Origin of the sequence: Bacillus sp. MRMR6, from assembly GCF_001940785.1 — a bacterium.
In the GTDB taxonomy this organism is placed as follows: Bacteria; Bacillota; Bacilli; order Bacillales; family Cytobacillaceae; genus Neobacillus.
The window spans coordinates 1-21,936 of sequence record NZ_MSLS01000034.1; the positions used below are offsets into that span (position 1 = coordinate 1).

The window sequence follows — 21,936 nt, forward strand, 5'->3', positions numbered from 1 at the left end:
CCCTGAGGATCTGCAGCGGTTAGACCCTGAGGATCTGCAGCGGTTAGACAGAAGACATAAATATCAGGAAGACCAGAATCACTCCTCGTTAAAGGATAAACGTCAAAAGCGTGATGAACTGAAAGAGAAGAAATTCAATGCACAGCAGCAAAAATCAACCGTACAGTCTGACAAAGAAACAGACTCAACGGGTAATGAGTAGGTGATCAGTTTGGATATGAAATGCGATTGGTGTGAAGGAAAGGCAAGTATCGGTGAAAACACCGTTTATTGGGAGCTTCCAGATGGAACAAGGGCGGTTGAAATTACGGCGACACCAGCCATCAACTGCATGGTATGTGGAATGGTATACCAGACAGATAAAGTGATTAAGGAGATTTAGGATCAATTGTTTTTAGTTGATTCGAAGATAATCGGAAATACTATAAGCTTTAAAGAACTAATGGACCTACCCAGATTGTTGAAGAGAAACTATTTTGATTTTACTTCTTAAGTTCGATCTAACGTTTGAAGGCACTCAGAGATGGGTGCCTTTTTGTCGTATTTATGGATTACAAAAATATGTCGAAATATTTGCAACGTAAATATATTACATAACATCGATTATTATTCACAATTTTTTGTAGTAAAAGATGTCCTGGGGTTTGACGCTAGGAACACTGCCTATCGGGAACTGCCGGATTTTTCACAGAAAATATATAAATGAATACTATTAAAAAGCATGTAGAAAGGATTACATAGAATGAAAAAATTCTTTTCTATCCTTTGTTTGTTTATTTTTAGCTTTAGTTTAACTGCCTGTGCTATTAGTGAAACAAATGAAAGTAAAGAAACTAATCAAGAGGAATTGCCAACCAGTGACTCAATTCAAGAAACGAGGGATATTGATATGTCAAACCCATCAACGATGATAGATTTAAACATAACAATAGGCGATCAGGTATTTTCTGCAAAGCTTTACGATAACCAAACCACACAGGTATTTATCGAAAAACTACCGTTAGACATAAACATGAGCGATCATAATAGTAATGAAAAATTCTATAACTTTTCAGATACACTCCTAACATATTCCAAGAGACCCGGGGAGACCATTGATGGACTCGGGACAAGAATCGCTTATTCCTGTAGCGAAGTTATTGCTTATTATCATTTTTTGTTTCTTGGCGTTTACAACAATCTTATATGAGCCCCAAGCAACATACAATGAAATCATAAATATGACGAGTGCAAATGCTGAATGGATAGCACCAAGCCACCTGTAAGTAGTATAGTATTGGAAGTTGATAAAAAAGAATAACAAAAAGCTCCATGCTCTATATTGTTTATGGATCCCACCAGCACAACCAAAAAAAAACATAAGGGCTGGTATAAACTCAATAAAACTTATTATAGCTCTGTGTATTTTCCAAAGGCCACCATCAACAAAAACAGCTAAGCCTACTATAGAAATTTGAGTGACAATCCCTAGCAAAAGAATCCAGGCTAACAAGAAAAATAAAGTTTGAGAGTATTTTTGTATCTTAGAATTAGTCTTTTCACTCATTCTCATAAAATATCCCCCTTCTTTTCTACTTTCAATAACTCAGACACGCACACCTAGCATGATCCCAATAACATATGTAATATTTTTATTTTATTAATAGTTTCAAATAAACTATACAATTAAAGTATCAAGGAATTGTGCAGAAGTTATGAACTTTCTATGTCGATAAGCGTGGTTTAGATAAGATATTCTGTGAACAGAAGTTCCTGAAGTATCTTTTTAGAGTATTGCTAATCTGGTAGTAATCCACCATTGTCCTCAACTTATGAGTTCTTGAAAGAAGGATTAAGGGATAGATTAAAGTTAATCGGAAATACGAAAACTGAAGTAGAACGATGTTTCTTATTTGCTATAAACATAAGGTGACAAAAGTGTGAATTATTATTAGAATATTAGTAGAGTTATAATTATTTGAATTGTCAATATACCGAGGGATGGCTATGAAATCTAAACTTCCAATGTCTTTACAAACAAAGATCATCAGCATTAACATATTAAACACTATAATTATTATTTTTGTTTTTGTAGTAATTTCTTTAGTTATTGAATATAAAGAAGTTGAAAAACAAATGGGAAACCAAGCTCTTCAACTGGCTATAGCGATTTCCTCCATGCCATCTGTCACTTCTTCTCTTGAAGCAGAAGATCCCTCCAAGCTTTTGCAGCCATTAATAAATAAAATTAGAAGAGAAACAGGAGCAGAATTTATTGTAATAGGTGATAAAGAAGGGATTCGTTATGCCCATCCGGATGATACAAAAATTGGACTTCCTATGGTTGGTGGAGACAATGGCCTTGCATTAAAAGGGGAATTTTATATTTCCAAGGCAAAAGGATCCCTTGGCAAGTCAATTAGAGGGAAAGGTCCGATTCTGAATGCGGAAGGGCAAATCATAGGTGTTGTATCAGTTGGATTTTTAATGTCAGATTTAAGAGAAGTCACCATTCAACGTGGTAAAGTAATTGGCCTTATTTCTTTGATCGTTGTGGTCATTGGAATGATTATAAGCTATTTGCTAGCTAGGAACATCCGTAGTACAACATTAGGATTAGATCCGCATGAGATGACCTCTTTATATTTGGAAAGAAATGCAATTCTTTACTCAATAAAAGAAGGGATCATTTCAGTTGATAAACACGGGTATATTACAATGATTAATCAATCAGCAAAAAACTTGTTAGATGTAAAGGAGGATATTGTTCACAAAAAGATCGAAACCATTCTGCCCAACACAGGTGTTTATAATGTACTTGAAACAGGGAAACCAGATCGGGACCATGAAATAACTCTAAGAAACAAAAGAATTATTATTAATCGGACACCGATTATTGAAGATAATCAGGTCATTGGTGTTGTTTCAACGTTTAGAGATAAAACAGAAGTAAACAAAATGTTGGAAACCTTAACAGAAGTTAAAAAGTATTCTGAGGATTTACGGGCACAGACCCATGAGTTTTCCAATAAACTGTATGTTTTATCTGGGCTGTTGCAGTTGCAAAAATATGATGAAGCAATCGAAATGATTCAGGCAGAATCCTCAGCTCATGAAATACAAAATAAAATCATTTTTGAACAAATTAATGATCCTAAAATCCAAGCTTTATTACTAGGAAAGCTTGGCAGGGCCTCTGAGAAAAAAATCCGTTTTATTATTGACAATAATTGCAGCATAGGAACTCTTCCGAAGCATATTGTCTATTCAGATGTTATTTCTATTATTGGAAACTTGATAGATAATGCATTTGATGCAATAGAAGGAAGAAGAGATGGCGAGGTAACTTTCTTTGCAATTGATGTTGGAGATGATTTAGTCATTGAGGTTTATGATAACGGGCACGGTATTCCAGAACATGGACTAAATAAAATATTTAAAACAGGGTATTCCACAAAGGGCGAGAAGAATCGCGGATTTGGATTAGCCATTGTTCAACAAGTTGTAGAAAATCTAAATGGAACTATTGAGGTGCAATCTCAGCTAGGTAATGGAACGATATTATCCATATACCTGCCAAAAACTAACAGTCACGTATCTTAAAGAGAGAGGTGTTTATGTGATTAAGGTAGCTATTGCAGAGGATGACTTCCGAGTCGCTTCTATTCATGAGCAGTTTTTAGAGAAAATTGATGGTGTTGCCGTTGCAGGAAAAGCATTAAATGCATCTGAAGCTCTTGCCTTAGTAGAAAATGAAGAAGTGGATGTTTTATTATTAGATAATTATTTACCAGACCAAAGTGGAGTATCTTTAATTCCAGAGTTGAGAACAAAAAGCTCTAAGCTGGATATCATTTTAATTACGGCATCTACAGAAAAAAATGTAATAGAATCTTCTCTTCAATATGGTGTACTTGATTATATAGTAAAGCCCGTTACTTTTAATAGATTTAAAACTGCTTTAAAAAAAGTATTGAACCGAAGAGAGTTATTAGAAACCAACATTGAGTTAAATCAGTCAGTAATTGATCAAGTATTTAATCCTAATCATACCAACAACGTAAATTCTATATCTCTCCCAAAAGGAATTGATCCATTAACTCTGACTAAGGTGCAGCAAGTGGTGGAATCCTTCAATCATGGAATAAATGCAGAGGAATTAAGTGAGCATTTGGGTGCTTCGAGAACAACTGCAAGGAGGTACCTGGAGTATTTAATATCAATTGGAAAAGCCAAGGCGGAGTTAGAATATGGAATTGTTGGAAGGCCGGAACGTAAATATTATTTCATTTAATCTTGCATCTTCTTTATAAAGAAGATGCTTTTTTTATTAGAAGAAAAAGTTTTGACTTTAAGAATTGACAGTTCTAGTACCTAGGGGCTCCGGACATAACTAATCCGCCGCTCGTTTTTTAAACTGCCTGCTTGCGTTTTCCTATCGTGAACAAAATGAACAAAATGAATAGAAGGAATTTTATGAAGGATAATTTGCAAACGGTTACATTTTGACTTTTCTAAATTATCATAAAAACTAGGATAGAAAAACAAAAGAATAAAGGGGGAAACATAATGAAAAAGTTATTTGGCATTGTTACTGCCTTCATGCTTATTTTATCTTCGGGATGTTCCAGTCAGTCATCAGGTGAAGGAACTAATAACGATAATGAGGAGTGGAAACCGACCCAGCCGATAGAAATTACAGCACCCGCAGGACCGGGTGGCGGTTGGGATACTACTGCCAGGATGGTTTCTCAAGTATTTGAACAAGAAAAAATTATTGATAAACGGTTGCCAGTTGTAAATAAAGCTGGTGGAGGAGGAGCAATCGGCTGGGCCTATATAGCTGGTAAAGAAGGAAGCAACCACCATTTATTTGTAGCTTCACCTCCGTTAGTTTTAGTACCTTTAAATGGTCAATCTGAATATGGCTACGAGGATTTCACACCAGTTGCAAATGTAATTGCCGATTATGGGGCATTTGTAGTGAAGGCTGATGCAAAATGGGACAACTTAAACGAATTATTTGAAGATATGAAAATGGACCCTGCAAGTGTTAGTGTAATTGGAACGTCCTCTCCTGGAAGCATGGATCATATGCAATTTGTAAAGATTGCTAAGGCAGCAGGTGTCGATGTCACAAAGATTAAATATATTTCAGATCCAGATGCGGGTGGTTTAACTGCAGTATTGAATGGAAGTGTTGACATATACACAACAGGGGTGGCTGAAACAATTGAACAAGTGAAAGCAGGAAAGATAAAGGTTTTAGGGATTACCTCCGACTATAGATTAGAGGGTGATGTGTTATCTGATTTTCCAACAGCCAAGGAACAAGGGATTGATGCAACCTTTGTAAACTGGAGAGGTTTTTTTGGCCCCAAAAATATGGCTCCAGCAGCAGTAAAATACTACGAACAAAAATTCAAAGAATTAAATGATTCTCCAGCATGGGATGAAATTCGTAAAAAGTATGGGTGGGGCGAGCTCTATATGAATAGTGAGGAGTACAGTGAGTTCTTAAAGAAAGAGACTGACGCTATGGAAGCTCTTCTAAAGGAATTGGGACTGGCCCGCTGATTTAGACAACACATAAAAATCGGTAGGAAGATAGAACGGTTTAGCCTGTTCTATCTTTCATTCTATTATAAGAGGTGACATTCATTGCTTAAAAAGATTAACCAAAAAATGGCTGTTGTTCTTGCGATGACTGCAGGAATTTATCTAACTTTGAGTTATAACATACCAAAATATCCAAACGCAATCATAGATGCAGATTTTGTTCCAAAAGGACTTGGATTTCTTTTATTTTTCTTTGCTGTACTATTATTTTTTGATAAAAAAGAAGAAACAGAAAGTGAAAAACTGAAAAGAAGTATATCAAAGAGTAACGTATTTTTAATATTGGTTGTTGCTGTTTTTATTTTAATTTATATTTCTTTGCTTGAAATAGCAGGATTTTTATTTATGACAACGTTGTTTATTTTCTGTTGCTCGTTATTCCTGGGATATAAAAAGCATATTACGAATGGGATTGTGTCTGTCGTTTTTTCTGTAGCGATATATGTTTTATTTAATTACCTGCTGCGAATCAATTTACCAGCAGGAATCATACCGTTTTAAAGGGGGGAAGAGTATGGAAGCGTTTCAAGGGTTAATGTCAGGATTTCATGTCGCCTTTAGTCTTCAGGGAATCCTCTTTGTATTTATAGGTGTTTTTATCGGAACCTTTATTGGGATGATGCCAGGATTAGGACCAATTAGTGCGATAGCTATTATGATTCCGATTACGTATAGCATGGATCCTACTGTTGCCTTAGTGATGATGGCTGGTGTATATTACGGAGCAATTTTTGGCGGCTCAAGTTCTTCCATTCTTTTAAATGCACCAGGAGTAGCCGGAACGGTAGCAACTGCCTTTGATGGTTACCCGATGGCGCAGCAAGGAAAAGCAGGAAAGGCCCTCGCCATTGCAGCTATCGCTTCGTTCACTGGAGGAACAGTAAGTGTTATTTTGTTAATGCTGTTTACTCCTATCTTAGCTGCAGTAGCCGTTTCATTTGGCCCTGCAGAATACTTTGCTTTAATGTTTTTGGGGCTAACTGCAATTTCTAGTTTATCAGAGGGTTCTACCATAAAGGCGTTTATCTCGGCGACCTTAGGATTTATAGTTGTTACAATTGGGATCGATAGCCAAACAGGTACAAGTAGATTTACATTTGGAAATCCTAACTTGCTAGAGGGTATTGACTTTTTGGTTATCGCACTGGGGCTTTTTGCTCTAGCTGAGGTTTGTACGCTTATACTGAATCGAAATGACGACAGTATGAGTAACAGCAAACACTTAGGCAGCTTACGGCTATCAAAAGAGGATCTCAAGGAAATGAGCGGCCCAATGGCAAGGCAATCATTTTTAGGATTCATAATTGGTGTTCTACCTGGAGCAGGAGCTACTATTGCCTCATTCATTGCGTATATTACCGAAAAAAAATTAGCCAAAAATCCAGATGAATTTGGAAAGGGCTCCATTAAAGGATTAACAGCTCCTGAAACAGCGAATAATGCTGCTACTGGAGGAGCATTTGTACCACTGCTTAGTTTAGGGATTCCTGGTTCAGGGACTACGGCAGTCTTATTAGGTGCATTTTTAGTATTAGGAGTTCAGCCAGGACCGTTATTAATTCAAGACCGTCCGGAGGTGTTTTGGGGAATTATTGCTAGTATGTATATTGGCAACATATTCCTATTGGTTTTAAATCTACCTTTAATTCCGTACATTGCAAAAGTGTTGAAAATCCCTAGACCGTTACTAATTTCCCTTGTTATAATTTTTAGTTTAATCGGTGTATATGCAATAAGCTTTAACACATTTGATTTGTATTTATTGGTGATATTTGGTGTTATTGGCTTTCTTATGAGAATGTTTTCATTTCCAGCAGCTCCTTTTATCCTTGCATTTATACTTGGAGGAATGATGGAGAAAGCCTTAAGACAAACATTAACCATCTCAAATGGCAGCCTTTCAATCTTTTTAGATAAACCTATTGCTTTAACCCTCATTGGTATAAGCKTGTTGACCATTATTATTCCTTTATTAAAAAATAGACGTAAAAAATTCAGTAAATCATATGATGTAAATATTCGAAAATAGGCGTTCAATGCAAGCATCTTAGTTCGTGAAAGTTGGAATATGAATAATGGAAATGAATATTCTATTGATGATGCATTTCTTGAAATTTTATCAAACCCGTTAACTAACGTGACTTTTAGTGGTGGGGACCTATTTATTCAGGCAAAAGAGGCCTCCATGCTCGCAGAAAGAGTAAAGAAGGCGGGAAAAAACCTTTGGTGCTACACCGGTTTTACTCTTGAACAATTAGAGAATAGCGAAGAGGAAGATCATCAAAAATTGCTTTCATTTATTGATACACTGGTAGACGGGAGATTTATAATAGCTGAAAAAGACATTAGTCTCCCGTTAAGGGGAAGCAGGAATCAAAGAATTATCCATTTAATTCAAGAAAAATAATGAWRTAAAAAGCCTATAAGAAAAAAGAAGATAAGGTAATGGGGTCTAAACTATTTCTTATCAAATTTTAATTTTTTCTCATAGAACATAGAAACCCCCTCAACCGTTTTGATTGAGGGGGTTTCTATTAGGCTGAATTACCCGAAGCTGCATGTTTCCTAGCCCTTAAAAACTTAACTAGGTTGAGGACAATCGTTTTGATGACAGCATAAAATGGGACGGCCAGAACCATTCCTAGTACACCTGCTAAATTTCCTGCTGCCAATAGAACAATGATAATCGTTGCTGGATGGGTATCAAGACTTTTACCTAAAATAAGCGGAGATAAAACATTTCCTTCAATTTGCTGTGCAATCAGAATAACAACCACAACGAGCAGTGCCTTTGTTGGTGAATCAAAAAAGGCGACGATTACGGCCGGGGCTCCACCTAGAATCGGCCCTATGTATGGGATGATATTAGTAAAAGCAACAATCAGAGCCATCACTAGTGCAAAGGGCAAATCGATAATAAGATAACCTATAAACGCTAAGGTTCCGACTGCGAGTGCTACGGTAACCTGTCCTTGAATATAAGCAGAAAGAGTCTCGCCTGTTTCTTTAAGAATGGACAAGCCCTCTTGTCTATATGCTGACGGTAAAAATTTTGAAATGGCCACAGGGAATTTATGTCCATCTTTAAACATGTAAAATAATAAGAAAGGAACAGTGACAAGGATAATCGCAATATTGGTAACAACACCGAGTATATTAGTAATGCTGCCAGTAATCGTATCAGGTAAAGTATTAGCAAAATCAATCAATTTTTGTTTACCCGTTTCCATGAAGTCATTTTCTTCTGACATCACCCACCTAAACTCAGATGATTGGGAAACCTCTTCAAAGAAGATCATTGTTTTATCAGCATACACAGGAAGTGCTTGTGCAAGGGCTGTAAACTGCTTAGTGATTGCTGGAACTAAATTACCGATTGAAAGTACAAGGATTCCTGAAAATGTCACATAGATAATGATGATGGCAATTATTCTAGGAACCTTTTGCCGCTGAAGGAAATTAACAACAGGATTCAGTAAGAAAAATAAGAACCCAGTAATAAGAATTGGGAAGAAAATCGTAGTAAAAAAGATTCCGATCGGCTGAAATAAAAAAGAAATCTTAGTGGAAACAAAGATGATGGTGAGTAACAATAAAATTTGAATGAGCCAAAATTGAAATTTGCTATTGGACAATGTATGTACCTCTTTTTCGTGTCATTTTCTAAATTATATCAAATAACCATTGTTGGTAAAAGTAGACAATCTCTTAAATTTACATGCTTTACTAAAAGATGTTATATCCGTTATAGTGTTTTTAAGAAATTTAACTATGGTTTGAAAGAAAGGCGTTGATTATGACTAAATCCTTTTACCATTTCTTAATGAAATACAGACATCCATCACCTAAGGATGCCATCAGTGCATTTGCTAATCAGGCATACTTAGACCACAGCTTTCCAAAAAATATTGAAGATTATCATGAGATTAGTTCCTATCTAGAGTTAAATGGTCACTATTTAGATTCAATGTCGGTCTTTGACGAGGCATGGGAACTTTATGCATCATCTGAAATAGTATGAAGTAACAACAAAATCGTCTCTTTAAAAAAAGAGGCGATTTTTCTTGCTTTAAAAACGTCCCGATATAAAAATTGGAGCATATAATAAGGTAACAAAAATTCACGACTCATCATTGAGAGGACGGAGGATATGAAAAGAAGGAAAATACCGAAATATAAGGTCGGTGATACGGTCGTGATTACGATGTACGGTACAGTCGGCAAGATAACAGATGTGAAATGGCTAGATGGAAATTTTGTGTATGAAGTGAATAAAAGCGATGGGTTATTTGTGGAATCTGGATTACAACTGCTCTCTGAATTCGAAGGTAAGTTAATCGAACAAGAACAAATTGATATTGAATATAAATACTTCTTTGGTGACTTAGTACAGGTCAAGGGGTATGGTTCCGATTTATTTAAGGTAGTTGGTTTTCGAACTGAAATTTGGCGTTATAAAGAAGATGCCTGGGAAGATGTTATTTATGAATTGTCTAGAATTAGCGATGGTGAATGGCTCGAAGCGGGTGAAGAGGAGTTAACACTCGTAGCCGATGCAGAGAGTGCAGATACTTTTATCCAAAAGTTAGGATTACTATACTTAGTAAAAAGTGAAGAAAAGCAGCAACTAGCCTTACCAAAAGAAAAAGAAAAGAACAAAAATAAAAAAGCAGAGATTGAAGAAATAGATAGAAAAAGGGAAAAAAAACGGCAAATAGATAATCTATTAGATATATATAATGATTATAAAACTTTGTATGAACTTTTTCACGATCAGGAATATTACCAAGTCATGCGTGTAGTTATAAGAAAGCTACAGACTATTGTCAATGATGATGGCAAAAGCCATGTATAGAATTTATTGCCAAAAAGATGCTGCGATTAATAAATAGATGACCATAGGGATACCAGCCCATTTAATTAGGAAAAACAATGAATCTGTAATCCTTTCAAATAAGCTAAGAATCATTCCATTCTCTTGGTTAACATCCTCTATAATGGCTTCTAATTTTGACTGTAAACTAACCATATCATCACCTCATAGTGTTTGTTTTTCTAATCCTATGCTTGTCCAAATAAAAAAAGACATCTTTATTAACTTGATTTTCCCTTTTTTTAAGTAATTACAATGATTCTTCCTGAAGTTAATAGCATGAAAGAACCGGATACGTCATACATTCTCTAAAAAGGGGGCGATGCTGTGAGAGAAATTGAAGTATTTATTGATACGGAAGAGATTGCTGAATTTTTCTTTCATGAGCTGGTGAAAAGAGGATACGTTCCTACGGAAGAAGAATTAGAGGAAATAGCTGATATTACCTTTGAGTATCTCATCAATAAGAGCATTATTGATGAAGAAGTACAAGATGAATAACATGTAAATTTAAAATACACACTGATTCATCATTATAATAAAGGAAAAAGCCGAGCATTCGTGCTCGCTTTTTGTTTGGTCTATAATAGATTTTTGTGGTAAAATCTTCCTAATAATGATTACTTATTCATATCTTAAATTGGTTTGAGTGGATGAAACCTTTTCTGCTAATTTTCGTATATTGTATATTCAGATGGAGGAGTTTCCTAAGTAGTCATGCTAATAGCTTCCTAATCAAGCTGACATAAAATAATAAATAATAATAATAATTTGGGAGGAATCAGAATGTCTTTTTTTGATAAAGTATTTGCTAGTGTTGGTATTGGGTCTGCTTCGGTTGATACGAAGCTTGAAAGGGATACGTATGTACCTGGTGAAACAGTGAAGGGAGTCGTCGAAATTCGCGGTGGAAAAGTAGAACAGCAAATCGATGATATCTATCTATCGCTCAATACAAATTATCTAAAGGAATCTGATGAACGAAAGTACTCTGTAACGGCGACTATTGATCGTTTTCGAATTACACAGCCTTTTACCATTGGTAAAAATGAAAGAAAGGAAATCCCCTTCTCTTTTCAGTTACCACTAGATACACCTCTTTCAGTAGGTAAGTCAAAGGTATGGGTCACAACAGGGTTAGATATTAAAAATGCGGTTGACCCAGGTGATAAGGACTTTTTAAAGGTTGCTCCTAATCCATTGATGAGTGCCGCTTTAAATGCGATTGAAAATCTAGGGTTTCGTCTTAGGGAGGCAGATTGTGAAGAGGCTTCACATCGATTACGTGGACGCTTCCCGTTTGTTCAGGAATTTGAGTTCGTACCGACTTCAGGACCGTTTCGAGGAAAATTGGATGAACTAGAGCTGGTATTCAGACCTTCAACGAATGGTATGATGGAATTGTTGTTTCAAGTTGACCGCCGCGCACGTGGGTTAGGTGGGTTGTTTGCTGAAGCAGCAGGGTTGGATGAATCAAATGTACGTTTAAGTGTATCAAGTGCAGATATTCCAAATCTACAACAACAAATTCATAGTGTAATTCAAAGGTATTCTTAAGAATCGACAAAAATAGATGGTTTTATTAGAAGGAATCGACATAGCTCATCTCTAATTATTAAAGTAACCTTTTTATTTTAATGATTGGAGGAATAAGATGATCAGAGCAATGACTAGAAAAGCTAATATTCAGTATGATGTGACACTCTTTCAAACTCCAAAGTACCGAGAAAGCAAAGGATATAATCAGGTCTATCGGACGACTGTTTTAGCTAGTAGCAGGGAGAGTTGCTTAGAGGCAACATTTAGCCGCTTTAATATTACTGATTTAATACCTGCGAACTACCAGGGGCGTTTCTTATCGACCGGAGATATTATTCTCATTGATGAAGGGCGCAGAGGTCAATATTATTACCAGCTGAAGCCAGGAGGATGGCAGTCAATTAACAGGATTCATATACGTTAATAAAAAACCTAAGGAGAATATCCTTAGGTTAATTTTTTATTTAGATTTAACCTCTTCTTTTACGTCCGCCAGTAGCGGTATTTTCTTTTCCATGTGCTTCATGCTCGGCTACGATGGCCTCCGGTGGAATATGATTATTTTTCTTTGGCTGATTTATCCGGGCTCTATGCTTTTTGCCCATATGTTTCACCCCTTTAGCTTAGGCTATAGTTAGTTTCCCAAAAAATCAAAATATCATGTCCATTCTCTAAAACGTTTTCTTTATAAATTCAATATGATATATTTTCTAATGTGAAGTGAATTGCTTCACTTTATTATGATTGGAGGATTTATCATGAGTGTACATATTGGTGCAAAAGAGAATGAAATTGCTGAAACAGTATTGCTCCCTGGAGACCCTTTGCGGGCGAAGTATAWCGCAGAAACTTTTCTAGAGGATGCAAAATGTTATAATGAAGTACGAAATATGTTTGGGTACACAGGTACATATAAAGGGAAAAGAGTTTCAGTTCAGGGAACAGGAATGGGTGTTCCGTCAATCTCCATTTATGTGAATGAATTAATTAGCAGCTATAATGTTCAAAACTTAATTCGAGTTGGTACTTGCGGTGCCATTCAAAAGGATGTAAAAGTGCGTGACGTTATTTTAGCTATGGCTAGTTCAACAGACTCGAACATGAACCGCTTAACCTTTGGAGGGGTTGATTTCGCACCATGTGCTGATTTTGATTTGCTTAAGAGGGCATATGATGCTGGTCTCGAAAAGGGTCTTAGTTTAAAGGTCGGAAATGTTTTTACAGCAGATTCTTTTTATAATGACAATGCAGAATTAGAAAAATGGGCTAAGTATCAAATTCTTGCGATTGAAATGGAAACCACTGCTCTCTATACATTAGCTGCTAAATTTGGCCGAAAAGCCCTATCCGTGTTAACCGTAAGTGATCATATACTAACAGGTGAAGAGACAACAGCCGAAGAGAGACAATTAACATTTAATGACATGATCGAAGTAGCCTTAGAAGCTGCATCTAAATAAAAAACAACATCCAATAACCTCTTCCAGCTGGAAGGGGTTTTAAATCTTTAATTTATTCACTTATCAATCCTTGACCTTTCAATCAAAAATAGATATAGTGCATTAAGAAATAGAAAAAATAGATAGGTGAATAAGTATGAGATTGAAAAATATCATGTTGATATCACTGAGTACCCTACTTATTACAGGATGTAGTCAAATGTACTCACTCTTAGATAAAGTACCTTTCCTTAGTAAAGAGAATCAGGATCAAATTACGAATGTGCCTTCCTCACCTGGACAAGAAAACGATTTGCTAAGCCTAGAGTCCATTTTCTTTAACGAAGTGAAACAGGTTGACGGAAAAAACATTATCCAAAACTCCACTAATACCATGGCTTTAGTAAATAAGGAATTTTATCTGCCGGAGGATTATGTGCCAGAGGATCTTGTTCGACCAGAAGTACCTTTCTCATTCGGTGATGTAGAAAATGATAAAAGCCTAATGAGGAAAGAAGCAGCAAGTGCCTTAGAAAAGATGTTTGCTGAAGCCGAAAAAGCTGGTATTGAGCTTTTTGCTGTATCAGGATATCGCTCCTATGAACGTCAAAAGATATTATTTGATGCTGAAACGAGCCGCGTTGGAATAGAACAAGCCATGCAAGTGGTTGCCATTCCTGGTTCGAGCGAACATCAATCAGGTTTAGCCATGGATATATCAAGTAGGGCTGTTGCTTTGAATTTAGTGGAAGGATTTGCAGATACCGATGAGGGTAAATGGCTTGCTGAAAATGCTCATCGCTTCGGTTTTATACTTCGATACCCCAAAGGCAAGGAACAAATAACAAACTATATTTTTGAGCCATGGCACTTCCGTTATGTAGGAAATAAGGCAGCACAAATTATCCATGAATATAATTGGACACTTGAAGAATATTTTAATGAAGTAAAGAAAATATAAATTTAAAACCCTGTAGAAATGAAAGAATTGCGGTACTCCAATAGGCAGTGCCGCAATTCTTTCATTTCCTCAACTTTTTCTTTGTTAATTTCGCTAGAAAGATGTTATTCTAATCACTAAGGGTAATATTTGCAAAAAAAGAAGGTAGTTATTTTATTTATTGGTTAATGAAAGTGGTGAACGCTTTGGATGAACAAAAGAGTGAGCTAGAACAGCAAGGTGAGCAAGAACATCAGGAACAGAATCAATTAACGGAAAACAAAACAGGTTTTGTGAAAATGAAAAAATTCCATTTTATAATGATGTTGTTTTTTATTGTTTTCTTGTCCGCTGGAATTACAGCATTTTCTTTATCGTTTGGGGATGAAAAGGTTGTTACTGTTGGAACAGAAAGGTCAGAATTCAACAAACTTTATATGGCTTACGACACACTGAAAGGTCAATACTTTGAAGGCTTGGATCAAACTACTCTGATTAACGGTGCAATTGATGGAATGGTAAAGGCACTTGATGATCCGTATACAGACTATATGAGTGTAGAAGAGGCGAAGAGCTTTCACAACAGTATTTCTTCTTCCTTTGAAGGAATTGGAGCAGAAATACAGGAGAAAGAGGGTCAAATTCTAATTGTCTCTCCAATAAAAGGGTCTCCTGCAGAAAAAGCAGGTTTAAAGCCGAATGATATTATCGTTTCTGTAGACGGTAAAAGCCTCCAGGGGATGACCTCTACTGAGGCAGTAACCTTAATACGTGGTGAAAAAGGAACGAAGGTTGAATTAACCATTCAAAGGGCTGGATCAGATGCTCCAATAAAAGTACCCATCATTAGGGACGAAATCCCAATTGAAACGGTCTACGGTGAAATGATGGAAGATGGAATAGCAAAAGTACAAATTACAAGCTTCTCTACAAACACTTCTGCTGACTTAGTGGAAATGTTAAATGATCTTCAAAAACAAGGAATGAAAGGCCTGGTTTTAGATCTAAGGCAAAATCCAGGTGGTTTACTAGAAGAAGCGATAAATATTTCCAGTATGTTCGTTCCAAAAGGGAAAATGATTTTAAAAGTAGAAGATCGAAATGGAAAGATTAAAGAGCATCCATCACAAAATGATGGTAATCCTAATTTCCCATTAGTGGTATTGATTGATAAAGGCAGTGCCAGTGCTTCTGAAATCTTAGCAGCTGCTGTAAAAGAATCAGCAGGTGTAAGCCTAGTTGGTGAAAAATCCTTTGGAAAAGGAACTGTACAAACAGCGAAGGATTTCCAAGACGGCTCCAATATTAAATTCACTACTGCTAAATGGTTAACACCTAATGGTAACTGGATACATAAAAAAGGCATCCAGCCAGATGTAGAAGTCACTCTACCTGAATACGCATCTTTATCAATCATTAACCCTGAAAAGGAATTAACACTTTCCAGCTCATCGACTGAGGTTCAAACAGCCCAGAAGATGTTAAAGGCTATAGGATATGATCCAGGCAGGGAAGATGGGTTCTTTGATGAGGCGACACAAGAAGCGGTTATGGCACTTCAAACTGCACAAAACCTTCCTGTAGATGGGATAATAAAAGGTGAAACGACCTACAAATTAATGGAATTACTTCGTGAACAAATTCAAAAGAATGACACACAGCTTCAAAAGGCAGTTGAATTATTGATAGAACAAATGAAATAAAATAAAAGCCTATTCCTGCATAAAATGGAATAGGCTATTTTTTTCAATCACTTTGTTATTAATCTAATGCTTCCTTTATAATTAGGCTGTGTTAATGGATACTGTTGATTTTAGAACCTGTTGATTGGAGTGAAAGGCGCTTGACTCCTCGAAAATGAAAATCACATTTTCTTCGTGCGATGTTTCGCTACCGTAGCCTTCCTTGTCCTGCGGGATGTACGAGCTGAGTGAGACCCCACAGGTGCGAAGCTATAATAGGCTCACGGGCGAGCCCGCGGAAAGCATAGCGCCTGTAGCGTAAATCAACAGCCTAGTTTAACACAGCCTATAATTAAGGAATGTAAATAGAAGCAAAAGGGAAGGAACTTATATGAAGCAAACAGAGATCTATATATTATCAGGGTTTTTAGGGAGTGGTAAAACAACACTTTTAAAAAGATTACTAGAAGATGAACGGCGGTTAAAAAGGAATGTTGCGGTTATGATGAATGAATTAGGAAAGGTATCGATTGACTCTGATGCTGTAGGGGATGAGGATGTAGCCTTAAAAGAATTGTTAGGTGGATGTATTTGTTGCTCGATCCAGGAAAAGCTAGAGGCACAGCTTCAAGGGCTTTTACTAAATGAAAAACCTGACGTGATCTACATCGAGACAACAGGGGCAGCACACCCAGTAGAAGTGCTTGACAGCATTCTTTCACCCTTGTTTGCTGATCGTTTCATTGTAAAAGGAATCATTACAACCGTAGACGGATTTAGGTGGAAAGACAGGAGAAAGCTAACACCTCAACTGCAGCAATTAGTGGTTGAACAGGTTAGTCACTCGGCATTGATTATTATCAATAAAACCAGTGACCTATCTGAAGCAGAACAGGCTAAAATAAGTTTTGAAATTCAAGCCATTAATCCTGTTGCTCGTTGTTTATTTACGAACTTTTCAAAAGTATCTATGGATTTAATTAGAAAGCTTAATGTTTCTCACAAAACAACTGAAGATCGAGTCAATGAAAAAAAAGCATTGAGTCTGTCTACTTTTGTTTACCAATTTCAACAACCTATAAACCATGAAAAATTTGAAGATTTTCTAAAGAGCCTGCCCGATACTGTATATCGAATTAAAGGTTATGTGAAGTTCGGATATTCGGAGAAGCCATATCTTTTCCAATTTTCTTATGGAATGCCTGTCTATATGCGGGAGGAAATGAATTTACCATTAAACATGGTTTTTATCGGAGAAGATATTGATTGGTCAGAAGTTAGCAGGCATTTAAATATCCTCGAAGCACAAATATAAAATTAAAAAATAAATGCATGAACAATTCCTCTTCAGGTAACTCTTTTAATGTAGCTTAAACACATTTTAGAGGGGGATTTGATGAAAAAAAGAGTTGTTTATTTGTTCGTTTTTCTAATCCTCCTACATGGACAACAGATAAAGGCATCTTCTACTATCAGTTATAAGATTGAAATGCTTGAGTGGGAGGAAGTTAACACCCTTTTACCTAAGTATTCTAAGTTTACAGTAATGGACCTTGAGACAGGGAAGAAATTTGAGGTACAAAGACGAGCAGGGAGTCATCATGCTGATGTTCAGCCATTGACCGTTAAAGATACAAAAATAATGAAGAAGATTTACGGTGGAGAGTGGAGCTGGCGGAGAAGGGCAATCATTGTCATGAGTGAGGATAAAATGATTGCTGCATCTATGCATGGAATGCCTCATGGAGCAGGTGCATTAGAAAATAGTTTTCCGGGGCATTTTTGTATTCACTTTTATGGCAGTACAACACATAAAACCAATGCAATGGACCTATCTCACAAATTAATGATTTTTAAGGCATCGAGCAGACTGGAGAAGTATTTTGCAAATGCTAGTCCGTATGATGTTGTAAGTGCTTATATTGCTGGTTTAAAACAGCAGGATTCAAAGATCCTTTCATTGACCTCACATCAACCAATTGTTTGGAAACCGATTTTAAAGAAAGTTGAAAATGTTCGTATCTCAAGGATGCCGATTTTGCCAGCTGAGGATTTAAGTTCATATATTAGCTTGGATATACCTATCGAAATTGAATGGTTTGTCAAAAACATTGGCCGGAAAACCTATCATGGAGAAATCCATTTAGTTAGGTTTTCCACCAATGATCCATGGACCGTTGACTCCATTTCATTCTTGGAGGAAAATAACCTCATAAAAAAGAAACACTCTTATAAATAGATGGATATTTATAAGGGTGTTTCTTTTATTTTAGGCTGTGTTAAACTAGGCTATTGATTTACGCTACAGGCGCTATGCTTTCCGCGGGCTTGCCCGTGAGCCTATTACAGCTTCGCACCTGTGGGGTCTCACTCAGCTCGTACATCCCGCAGGACAAGGAAGGCTACGGTAGCGAAACATCGCACGAAGAAAATGTGATTTTCATTTTCGAGGAGGCAAGCGCCTTTCACTCCAATCAACAGGTTCTAAAATCAACAGTATCCATTAACACAGCCTTATTTTAAAACGATTTACCCTTGTTCACCAAATTTAGCGAAGGTTCGTTCATCCTCGATTAAACCACAAGCAGCGCATTGAACACGGTACTCTGGCCCCTTATAAGGCAGATGAAAGGGTTCTAGATCATTTTCAGAGTATTCCCGGACTACTTCTCCCGAACTTGGATTCAGCTTTACTGACTGAGAGACTTGTTGAATGAGATTGAAACGACTGCGGTTCGTTTTGCAATTTGGACATTTATATGGAGTGGTCATAAGTTTCTCCTTTCTTATTATTGTTAAATTGTATCTTTTGCAATAATGTTAAAAAGTATGTAACAATGCTAGTGAGGAGGTGACTAATTTGGACATAACGGTAATAAATTATGGTGCAGCCTTAAAGGAATATCGGTTAATATGGAATAATCGTTTGCTTGCTACAACAGCTGGAAATAGTGAACAAACACTTAAGGATGCGATTAAGAGAGAGCTGTTAGACGAAAACTCACATCCAAGGATTAGAAAGAATCGATATGAAAAGTATTACTCTGCAGTTAATAGAATTATTTCTTCTGAAATTCCTAATGAAGCAAAACTACAATTAATACAAGTACACAATCAAATAATGGAAAACCTAATTGGGGAGATAAAATGAGAACACTATTAGTCATTATGCTGGCCTTCCTGAGTATTGTCAGTGCCTGTGATAATAATCAACCAACTCAAGAAGTACCTGAATTTGTCGAAGTAAAACTTACTGTCCATCCAGAAACAGGACGGGTGAATCAACCAATCCTTTTTGAAGCAAAAGTGACACAAGGGAATGAAAGTGTAGAAGATGCGAATGAGGTGAAATTTGAGATTTGGCGAGCACAAGATGAGAATCATGAAAAGATATTGGTAGAACACGCAGAGAATGGAATCTACCGGCTTGAAAAGGCTTTTGAGGAAGAAGGAACTTATTATATTATTTCACATGTCACGGCAAGGGACATGCACAATATGCCTAAAAAAGAATTTATTGTGGGTCAGCCAAGTGAGCCTGAGGACCCGAAAGATACTCATGATTCCATGGATATGGATATGGATAAGGAAGAACATTAAGACAGCCATGATTGGGCTGTCTTTTATTAATCAGAAACCTCTATTTGTGAAAACTGTGTATCAAACGATTTAATTAATCTAACCTCTAAGACCCCATCCTTACATTTCGCAGAGGCCCCTTTCTTTTTTACAATCGCTGGGAGAGTAATCGTGTGTTTATCCTCTTCCTTAGGGATATGTTCAATAATTAATTGGTTGGCAGTATGGTAAACACGCAATTGTTTCAGCCATTCCTCCCTCGTTATTGGAATTCTGACAAATATACAATCATGGGTCTCAAAGGCTACGGCATCAATCATATTTGGCTGTTGAGAGGGGGGGGATTGAGAGGTATTTCTTAAATCCTGGGGGTTCATCATCCCTTCTAGGTGAGAGGGCATTACCTTTCCCATGATCCCTTGGATAAATTGCTCGATTTCTTCTGATTTCATATTTTGAAGGTTATCTTTCATTTGTTTATTAAAAGGAAATAAATTCCAAGGAAACATAAGCTCTCCACCTTTCAGCCATAATCCGTTAACATTCATATTTCATTTATATGCATGATAGGGCCTATGCGTTATCAAATCTTTAGATGGTATAACTCAATATGGTTGCTGTTTAATACCATTTTAAATTTTTCGAACAATTTGATTTCTAAGAATAAATCAATTTCCACTAGTAGATAATAAAACATAATATCTATGAAGGGAGCAAAGACGTGAGTTTTAACATGAATCGAATCAATCCTAATCAAACGCAAGTGTTCTTTGTTGATGGACGTTTTGAGACCTTAACAAATGAGGAGTTAGAAGAGTTTTTGCTCCAAATAGGGACTGGCGATTTTACTACTGGTTTTGAGCAGGATGTTACGGAATAATAAGTAAAGAGCAATCAGCTTAACGCCGATTGCTCTTTATCATGCTTCTAACAAATGTGAAGGTTCTTCTTGAATGGAACCGTTTCGTAACCGGTAGAAGGTATATTGATCTTTAGGAATCTCATATAAATCGTATATATCACTGGTCGCATTTAATTGCTCATAAAGTGATTTTCTCGTTTCGTTTGCCTTGACTACATATGGCAGTTTTTCAGCTGCTTTAATCGAACGTATATTTACTTTTCGAATGCGCATAAAGATTGTTTCGATTCCGCAACTGTAAAAAAGCTCCTCAAAGAAAGCATCCTTCGCTGGGGAATTGTATCCTTTTCCATGATATGGCTTGCCAAGCCATGTTCCTAGAAATCCTGCATTATCTTCAATATCAAACAAATTAATGGTACCAATTGGAGCGCCCCATTCATCAAGAATGGTCCGGGAGATCAGTTCCCCGCGCTCCTCTGCTTCGTTTGTTTGCTTAGTCATAAATAAGAATTCTTCATATGATGAGCATTTTTGACGAACAAAAGGGAAGACATCTGGATGCGTCATTAGTTCGTATAATACATGGCTCTCGTGAAGATCACGTTTTTTAAGCATGAATTTCCCTCCATTAGGGCTATCCGATTCCATGTCAAAAGAAGCGGTCCACCCTCGAAATTTTTTATTCAGATAAACTAAAAAATTTCGGGGTGGGAATCGAACCCACTAGAACCAGTAAACTGGTGGCGCACCATTTGCCTTCCCTATTTCATTTTTTTTACAAAGATGTATATTGGTAAACCTCCAGATTAAACTCTTTCTTGGTTTCACTTAGAGTATCATACAAGAAAAAAACAAAAAAATAAATAGTTTTTTTGGCGAATTTTATAGAAAATTTACTGCCAAATTTCAACAATATTCATTTAAAGAAAAAGCAGTAGCGGAGAGTAATTTACGAAATAATTAGAAACTTTTTTTGACTCTTTGCGTAATAATTAAGGTAAGGAAAAATCAACCCAATGGGGGGAGTAGTAATGGTTAAAAATGATGAAAAGATGCTGGCGGCTGTTCTCTATGTGCTAAGTTTATTTGCACCAATCGTTGGTCCACTTATCATTTGGTTATTAAAAAAGGAAGAGTCTTCATTTGTCGATTATCACGGTAAAGAATACTTTAACTTCTTTATATCCTATTTTATTTATTCCTTGGTCAGCGGAATCTTAGTATTCTTAATTATTGGCATTTTCTTATTATGGATATTAGGGATTATGGCGTTAGTATTTACCATCATTGCCGCTGTTAAAGCATATGAAGGAAACGAATATAAATTTCCTCTTATCATTAGATTTATTAAATAGTTTTTGAGTCAAAACCCAGCAAAAAAATTTGCTGGGTTTTGAACGTTTTTATGGATCAACCGTCAT

Annotated in this window: 27 protein-coding genes and 3 pseudogenes; 23 read left to right on the plus strand and 7 right to left on the minus strand. The window is 36.4% G+C overall.

What is annotated here, in order from left to right; translation table 11 throughout:
• The 3 pseudogenes from BTR25_RS22100 to BTR25_RS28675 form a co-directional block, all read left to right on the plus strand.
• Positions 1 to 202, plus strand: a pseudogene (locus BTR25_RS22100) (hypothetical protein); the annotation flags it as partial.
• A 15-nt stretch (positions 203 to 217) separates the two neighbouring features.
• Positions 218 to 493 (plus strand): annotated as a pseudogene (locus tag BTR25_RS22105) (YokU family protein).
• 414 nt (positions 494 to 907) lie between these two features.
• Positions 908 to 1,036, plus strand: a pseudogene (locus BTR25_RS28675) (cyclophilin-like fold protein); the annotation flags it as partial.
• Between the two features lie 27 nt (positions 1,037 to 1,063).
• Here the strand turns inward: BTR25_RS28675 and BTR25_RS28285 are convergent.
• Positions 1,064 to 1,552, minus strand: coding sequence for a DUF6220 domain-containing protein (locus BTR25_RS28285; protein WP_075690185.1), 489 nt, complete (start codon positions 1,550 to 1,552; stop codon positions 1,064 to 1,066).
• Between the two features lie 434 nt (positions 1,553 to 1,986).
• Here BTR25_RS28285 and BTR25_RS22115 point away from each other — a divergent pair, with 434 nt between their 5' ends.
• The 6 genes from BTR25_RS22115 (at position 1,987) to BTR25_RS22140 (ending at position 8,005) form a co-directional block, all read left to right on the plus strand.
• On the plus strand, positions 1,987 to 3,582 hold the full coding sequence (locus tag BTR25_RS22115; RefSeq protein ID WP_075690186.1) for an ATP-binding protein: 1,596 nt from the start codon (positions 1,987 to 1,989) through the stop codon (positions 3,580 to 3,582).
• A 16-nt stretch (positions 3,583 to 3,598) separates the two neighbouring features.
• Complete coding sequence (locus BTR25_RS22120; RefSeq protein ID WP_075690187.1) at positions 3,599 to 4,273, plus strand: response regulator; 675 nt, start codon at positions 3,599 to 3,601, stop codon at positions 4,271 to 4,273.
• 275 nt (positions 4,274 to 4,548) lie between these two features.
• Positions 4,549 to 5,556 carry a tripartite tricarboxylate transporter substrate binding protein gene (locus BTR25_RS22125; protein WP_075690188.1) on the plus strand — a complete coding sequence of 336 codons (1,008 nt, stop codon included), beginning with the start codon at positions 4,549 to 4,551 and terminating at the stop codon, positions 5,554 to 5,556.
• A gap of 84 nt (positions 5,557 to 5,640) precedes the next feature.
• Positions 5,641 to 6,099, plus strand: coding sequence for a tripartite tricarboxylate transporter TctB family protein (locus BTR25_RS22130; RefSeq protein ID WP_075690189.1), 459 nt, complete (start codon positions 5,641 to 5,643; stop codon positions 6,097 to 6,099).
• Positions 6,100 to 6,112: 13 nt separating this feature from the next.
• On the plus strand, positions 6,113 to 7,627 hold the full coding sequence (locus tag BTR25_RS22135; protein WP_075690190.1) for a tripartite tricarboxylate transporter permease: 1,515 nt from the start codon (positions 6,113 to 6,115) through the stop codon (positions 7,625 to 7,627).
• 39 nt (positions 7,628 to 7,666) lie between these two features.
• The gene (locus tag BTR25_RS22140) at positions 7,667 to 8,005 is read left to right on the plus strand and encodes a 4Fe-4S single cluster domain-containing protein (protein ID WP_075690191.1); all 339 of its coding nucleotides are present in this window, start codon (positions 7,667 to 7,669) and stop codon (positions 8,003 to 8,005) included.
• A gap of 127 nt (positions 8,006 to 8,132) precedes the next feature.
• Here BTR25_RS22140 and BTR25_RS22145 read toward each other — a convergent pair whose 3' ends face one another.
• Positions 8,133 to 9,233, minus strand: coding sequence for an AI-2E family transporter (locus BTR25_RS22145; protein ID WP_075690192.1), 1,101 nt, complete (start codon positions 9,231 to 9,233; stop codon positions 8,133 to 8,135).
• A 161-nt stretch (positions 9,234 to 9,394) separates the two neighbouring features.
• Here BTR25_RS22145 and BTR25_RS22150 point away from each other — a divergent pair, with 161 nt between their 5' ends.
• Entirely contained in the window at positions 9,395 to 9,619 is a 225-nt protein-coding gene (locus BTR25_RS22150; RefSeq protein ID WP_075690193.1) for a YozE family protein, read from the plus strand.
• Between the two features lie 129 nt (positions 9,620 to 9,748).
• The gene (locus BTR25_RS22155) at positions 9,749 to 10,453 is read left to right on the plus strand and encodes a hypothetical protein (RefSeq protein WP_075690194.1); all 705 of its coding nucleotides are present in this window, start codon (positions 9,749 to 9,751) and stop codon (positions 10,451 to 10,453) included.
• A 3-nt stretch (positions 10,454 to 10,456) separates the two neighbouring features.
• On the opposite strand, the gene BTR25_RS27830 is transcribed toward BTR25_RS22155, so the two are convergent.
• The gene (locus BTR25_RS27830; RefSeq protein WP_175596854.1) at positions 10,457 to 10,627 is read right to left on the minus strand and encodes a hypothetical protein; all 171 of its coding nucleotides are present in this window, start codon (positions 10,625 to 10,627) and stop codon (positions 10,457 to 10,459) included.
• A gap of 171 nt (positions 10,628 to 10,798) precedes the next feature.
• Between BTR25_RS27830 and BTR25_RS22160 the strand changes: the two genes are divergently transcribed.
• The 3 genes from BTR25_RS22160 (at position 10,799) to BTR25_RS22170 (ending at position 12,434) form a co-directional block, all read left to right on the plus strand.
• Positions 10,799 to 10,972 carry a YozD family protein gene (locus tag BTR25_RS22160; protein WP_075690195.1) on the plus strand — a complete coding sequence of 58 codons (174 nt, stop codon included), beginning with the start codon at positions 10,799 to 10,801 and terminating at the stop codon, positions 10,970 to 10,972.
• A gap of 285 nt (positions 10,973 to 11,257) precedes the next feature.
• Entirely contained in the window at positions 11,258 to 12,028 is a 771-nt protein-coding gene (locus BTR25_RS22165) for a sporulation protein (protein WP_075690196.1), read from the plus strand.
• A gap of 97 nt (positions 12,029 to 12,125) precedes the next feature.
• Positions 12,126 to 12,434 carry a YodL domain-containing protein gene (locus tag BTR25_RS22170; protein ID WP_075690197.1) on the plus strand — a complete coding sequence of 103 codons (309 nt, stop codon included), beginning with the start codon at positions 12,126 to 12,128 and terminating at the stop codon, positions 12,432 to 12,434.
• A 46-nt stretch (positions 12,435 to 12,480) separates the two neighbouring features.
• Here BTR25_RS22170 and BTR25_RS28550 read toward each other — a convergent pair whose 3' ends face one another.
• Positions 12,481 to 12,615, minus strand: a complete 135-nt coding sequence (locus tag BTR25_RS28550; protein WP_303046863.1) for a hypothetical protein — start codon at positions 12,613 to 12,615, stop codon at positions 12,481 to 12,483.
• A gap of 153 nt (positions 12,616 to 12,768) precedes the next feature.
• Between BTR25_RS28550 and deoD the strand changes: the two genes are divergently transcribed.
• From deoD to BTR25_RS22195, 5 genes are all read left to right on the plus strand, one after another.
• A complete protein-coding gene (gene deoD, locus BTR25_RS22175) occupies positions 12,769 to 13,470 on the plus strand; it encodes a purine-nucleoside phosphorylase (protein ID WP_075690198.1) in 702 nt (233 codons plus the stop codon).
• Between the two features lie 199 nt (positions 13,471 to 13,669).
• Entirely contained in the window at positions 13,670 to 14,410 is a 741-nt protein-coding gene (locus BTR25_RS22180; protein WP_254842777.1) for a M15 family metallopeptidase, read from the plus strand.
• 278 nt (positions 14,411 to 14,688) lie between these two features.
• Positions 14,689 to 16,092, plus strand: coding sequence for a lmo1851 family serine protease (locus tag BTR25_RS22185; protein ID WP_483295281.1), 1,404 nt, complete (start codon positions 14,689 to 14,691; stop codon positions 16,090 to 16,092).
• A 370-nt stretch (positions 16,093 to 16,462) separates the two neighbouring features.
• Positions 16,463 to 17,386 carry a CobW family GTP-binding protein gene (locus BTR25_RS22190; protein ID WP_075690201.1) on the plus strand — a complete coding sequence of 308 codons (924 nt, stop codon included), beginning with the start codon at positions 16,463 to 16,465 and terminating at the stop codon, positions 17,384 to 17,386.
• Between the two features lie 81 nt (positions 17,387 to 17,467).
• Positions 17,468 to 18,310, plus strand: coding sequence for a hypothetical protein (locus BTR25_RS22195; RefSeq protein ID WP_075690202.1), 843 nt, complete (start codon positions 17,468 to 17,470; stop codon positions 18,308 to 18,310).
• 290 nt (positions 18,311 to 18,600) lie between these two features.
• Here BTR25_RS22195 and BTR25_RS22200 read toward each other — a convergent pair whose 3' ends face one another.
• Positions 18,601 to 18,843: a DNA alkylation repair protein gene (locus BTR25_RS22200; protein WP_075690203.1), complete on the minus strand. Its 243-nt coding sequence runs from the start codon at positions 18,841 to 18,843 to the stop codon at positions 18,601 to 18,603.
• An 88-nt stretch (positions 18,844 to 18,931) separates the two neighbouring features.
• On the opposite strand from BTR25_RS22200, the gene BTR25_RS22205 reads away from it, so the two are divergent.
• Together BTR25_RS22205 and BTR25_RS22210 are read left to right on the plus strand one after the other, a co-directional pair.
• Positions 18,932 to 19,222: a hypothetical protein gene (locus BTR25_RS22205; RefSeq protein ID WP_254842778.1), complete on the plus strand. Its 291-nt coding sequence runs from the start codon at positions 18,932 to 18,934 to the stop codon at positions 19,220 to 19,222.
• The gene (locus BTR25_RS22210; RefSeq protein ID WP_075690204.1) at positions 19,219 to 19,671 is read left to right on the plus strand and encodes a FixH family protein; all 453 of its coding nucleotides are present in this window, start codon (positions 19,219 to 19,221) and stop codon (positions 19,669 to 19,671) included. The genes BTR25_RS22205 and BTR25_RS22210 overlap by 4 nt, the downstream gene beginning before the upstream one ends.
• Positions 19,672 to 19,697: 26 nt before the next feature.
• Here the strand turns inward: BTR25_RS22210 and BTR25_RS22215 are convergent, their stop codons facing one another.
• Entirely contained in the window at positions 19,698 to 20,159 is a 462-nt protein-coding gene (locus BTR25_RS22215) for an Hsp20/alpha crystallin family protein (protein ID WP_075690205.1), read from the minus strand.
• 212 nt (positions 20,160 to 20,371) lie between these two features.
• Between BTR25_RS22215 and BTR25_RS27835 the strand changes: the two genes are divergently transcribed.
• Positions 20,372 to 20,530, plus strand: a complete 159-nt coding sequence (locus BTR25_RS27835) for a hypothetical protein (protein WP_175596855.1) — start codon at positions 20,372 to 20,374, stop codon at positions 20,528 to 20,530.
• A gap of 39 nt (positions 20,531 to 20,569) precedes the next feature.
• Here BTR25_RS27835 and BTR25_RS22220 read toward each other — a convergent pair whose 3' ends face one another.
• The gene (locus BTR25_RS22220) at positions 20,570 to 21,130 is read right to left on the minus strand and encodes a GNAT family N-acetyltransferase (RefSeq protein ID WP_075690206.1); all 561 of its coding nucleotides are present in this window, start codon (positions 21,128 to 21,130) and stop codon (positions 20,570 to 20,572) included.
• 416 nt (positions 21,131 to 21,546) lie between these two features.
• Between BTR25_RS22220 and BTR25_RS22225 the strand changes: the two genes are divergently transcribed.
• Positions 21,547 to 21,870 (plus strand): DUF4870 domain-containing protein, encoded by a 324-nt coding sequence (locus BTR25_RS22225; protein WP_139311311.1) that lies wholly within the window; start codon positions 21,547 to 21,549, stop codon positions 21,868 to 21,870.
• The last annotated feature ends 66 nt before the right edge of the window (positions 21,871 to 21,936 follow it).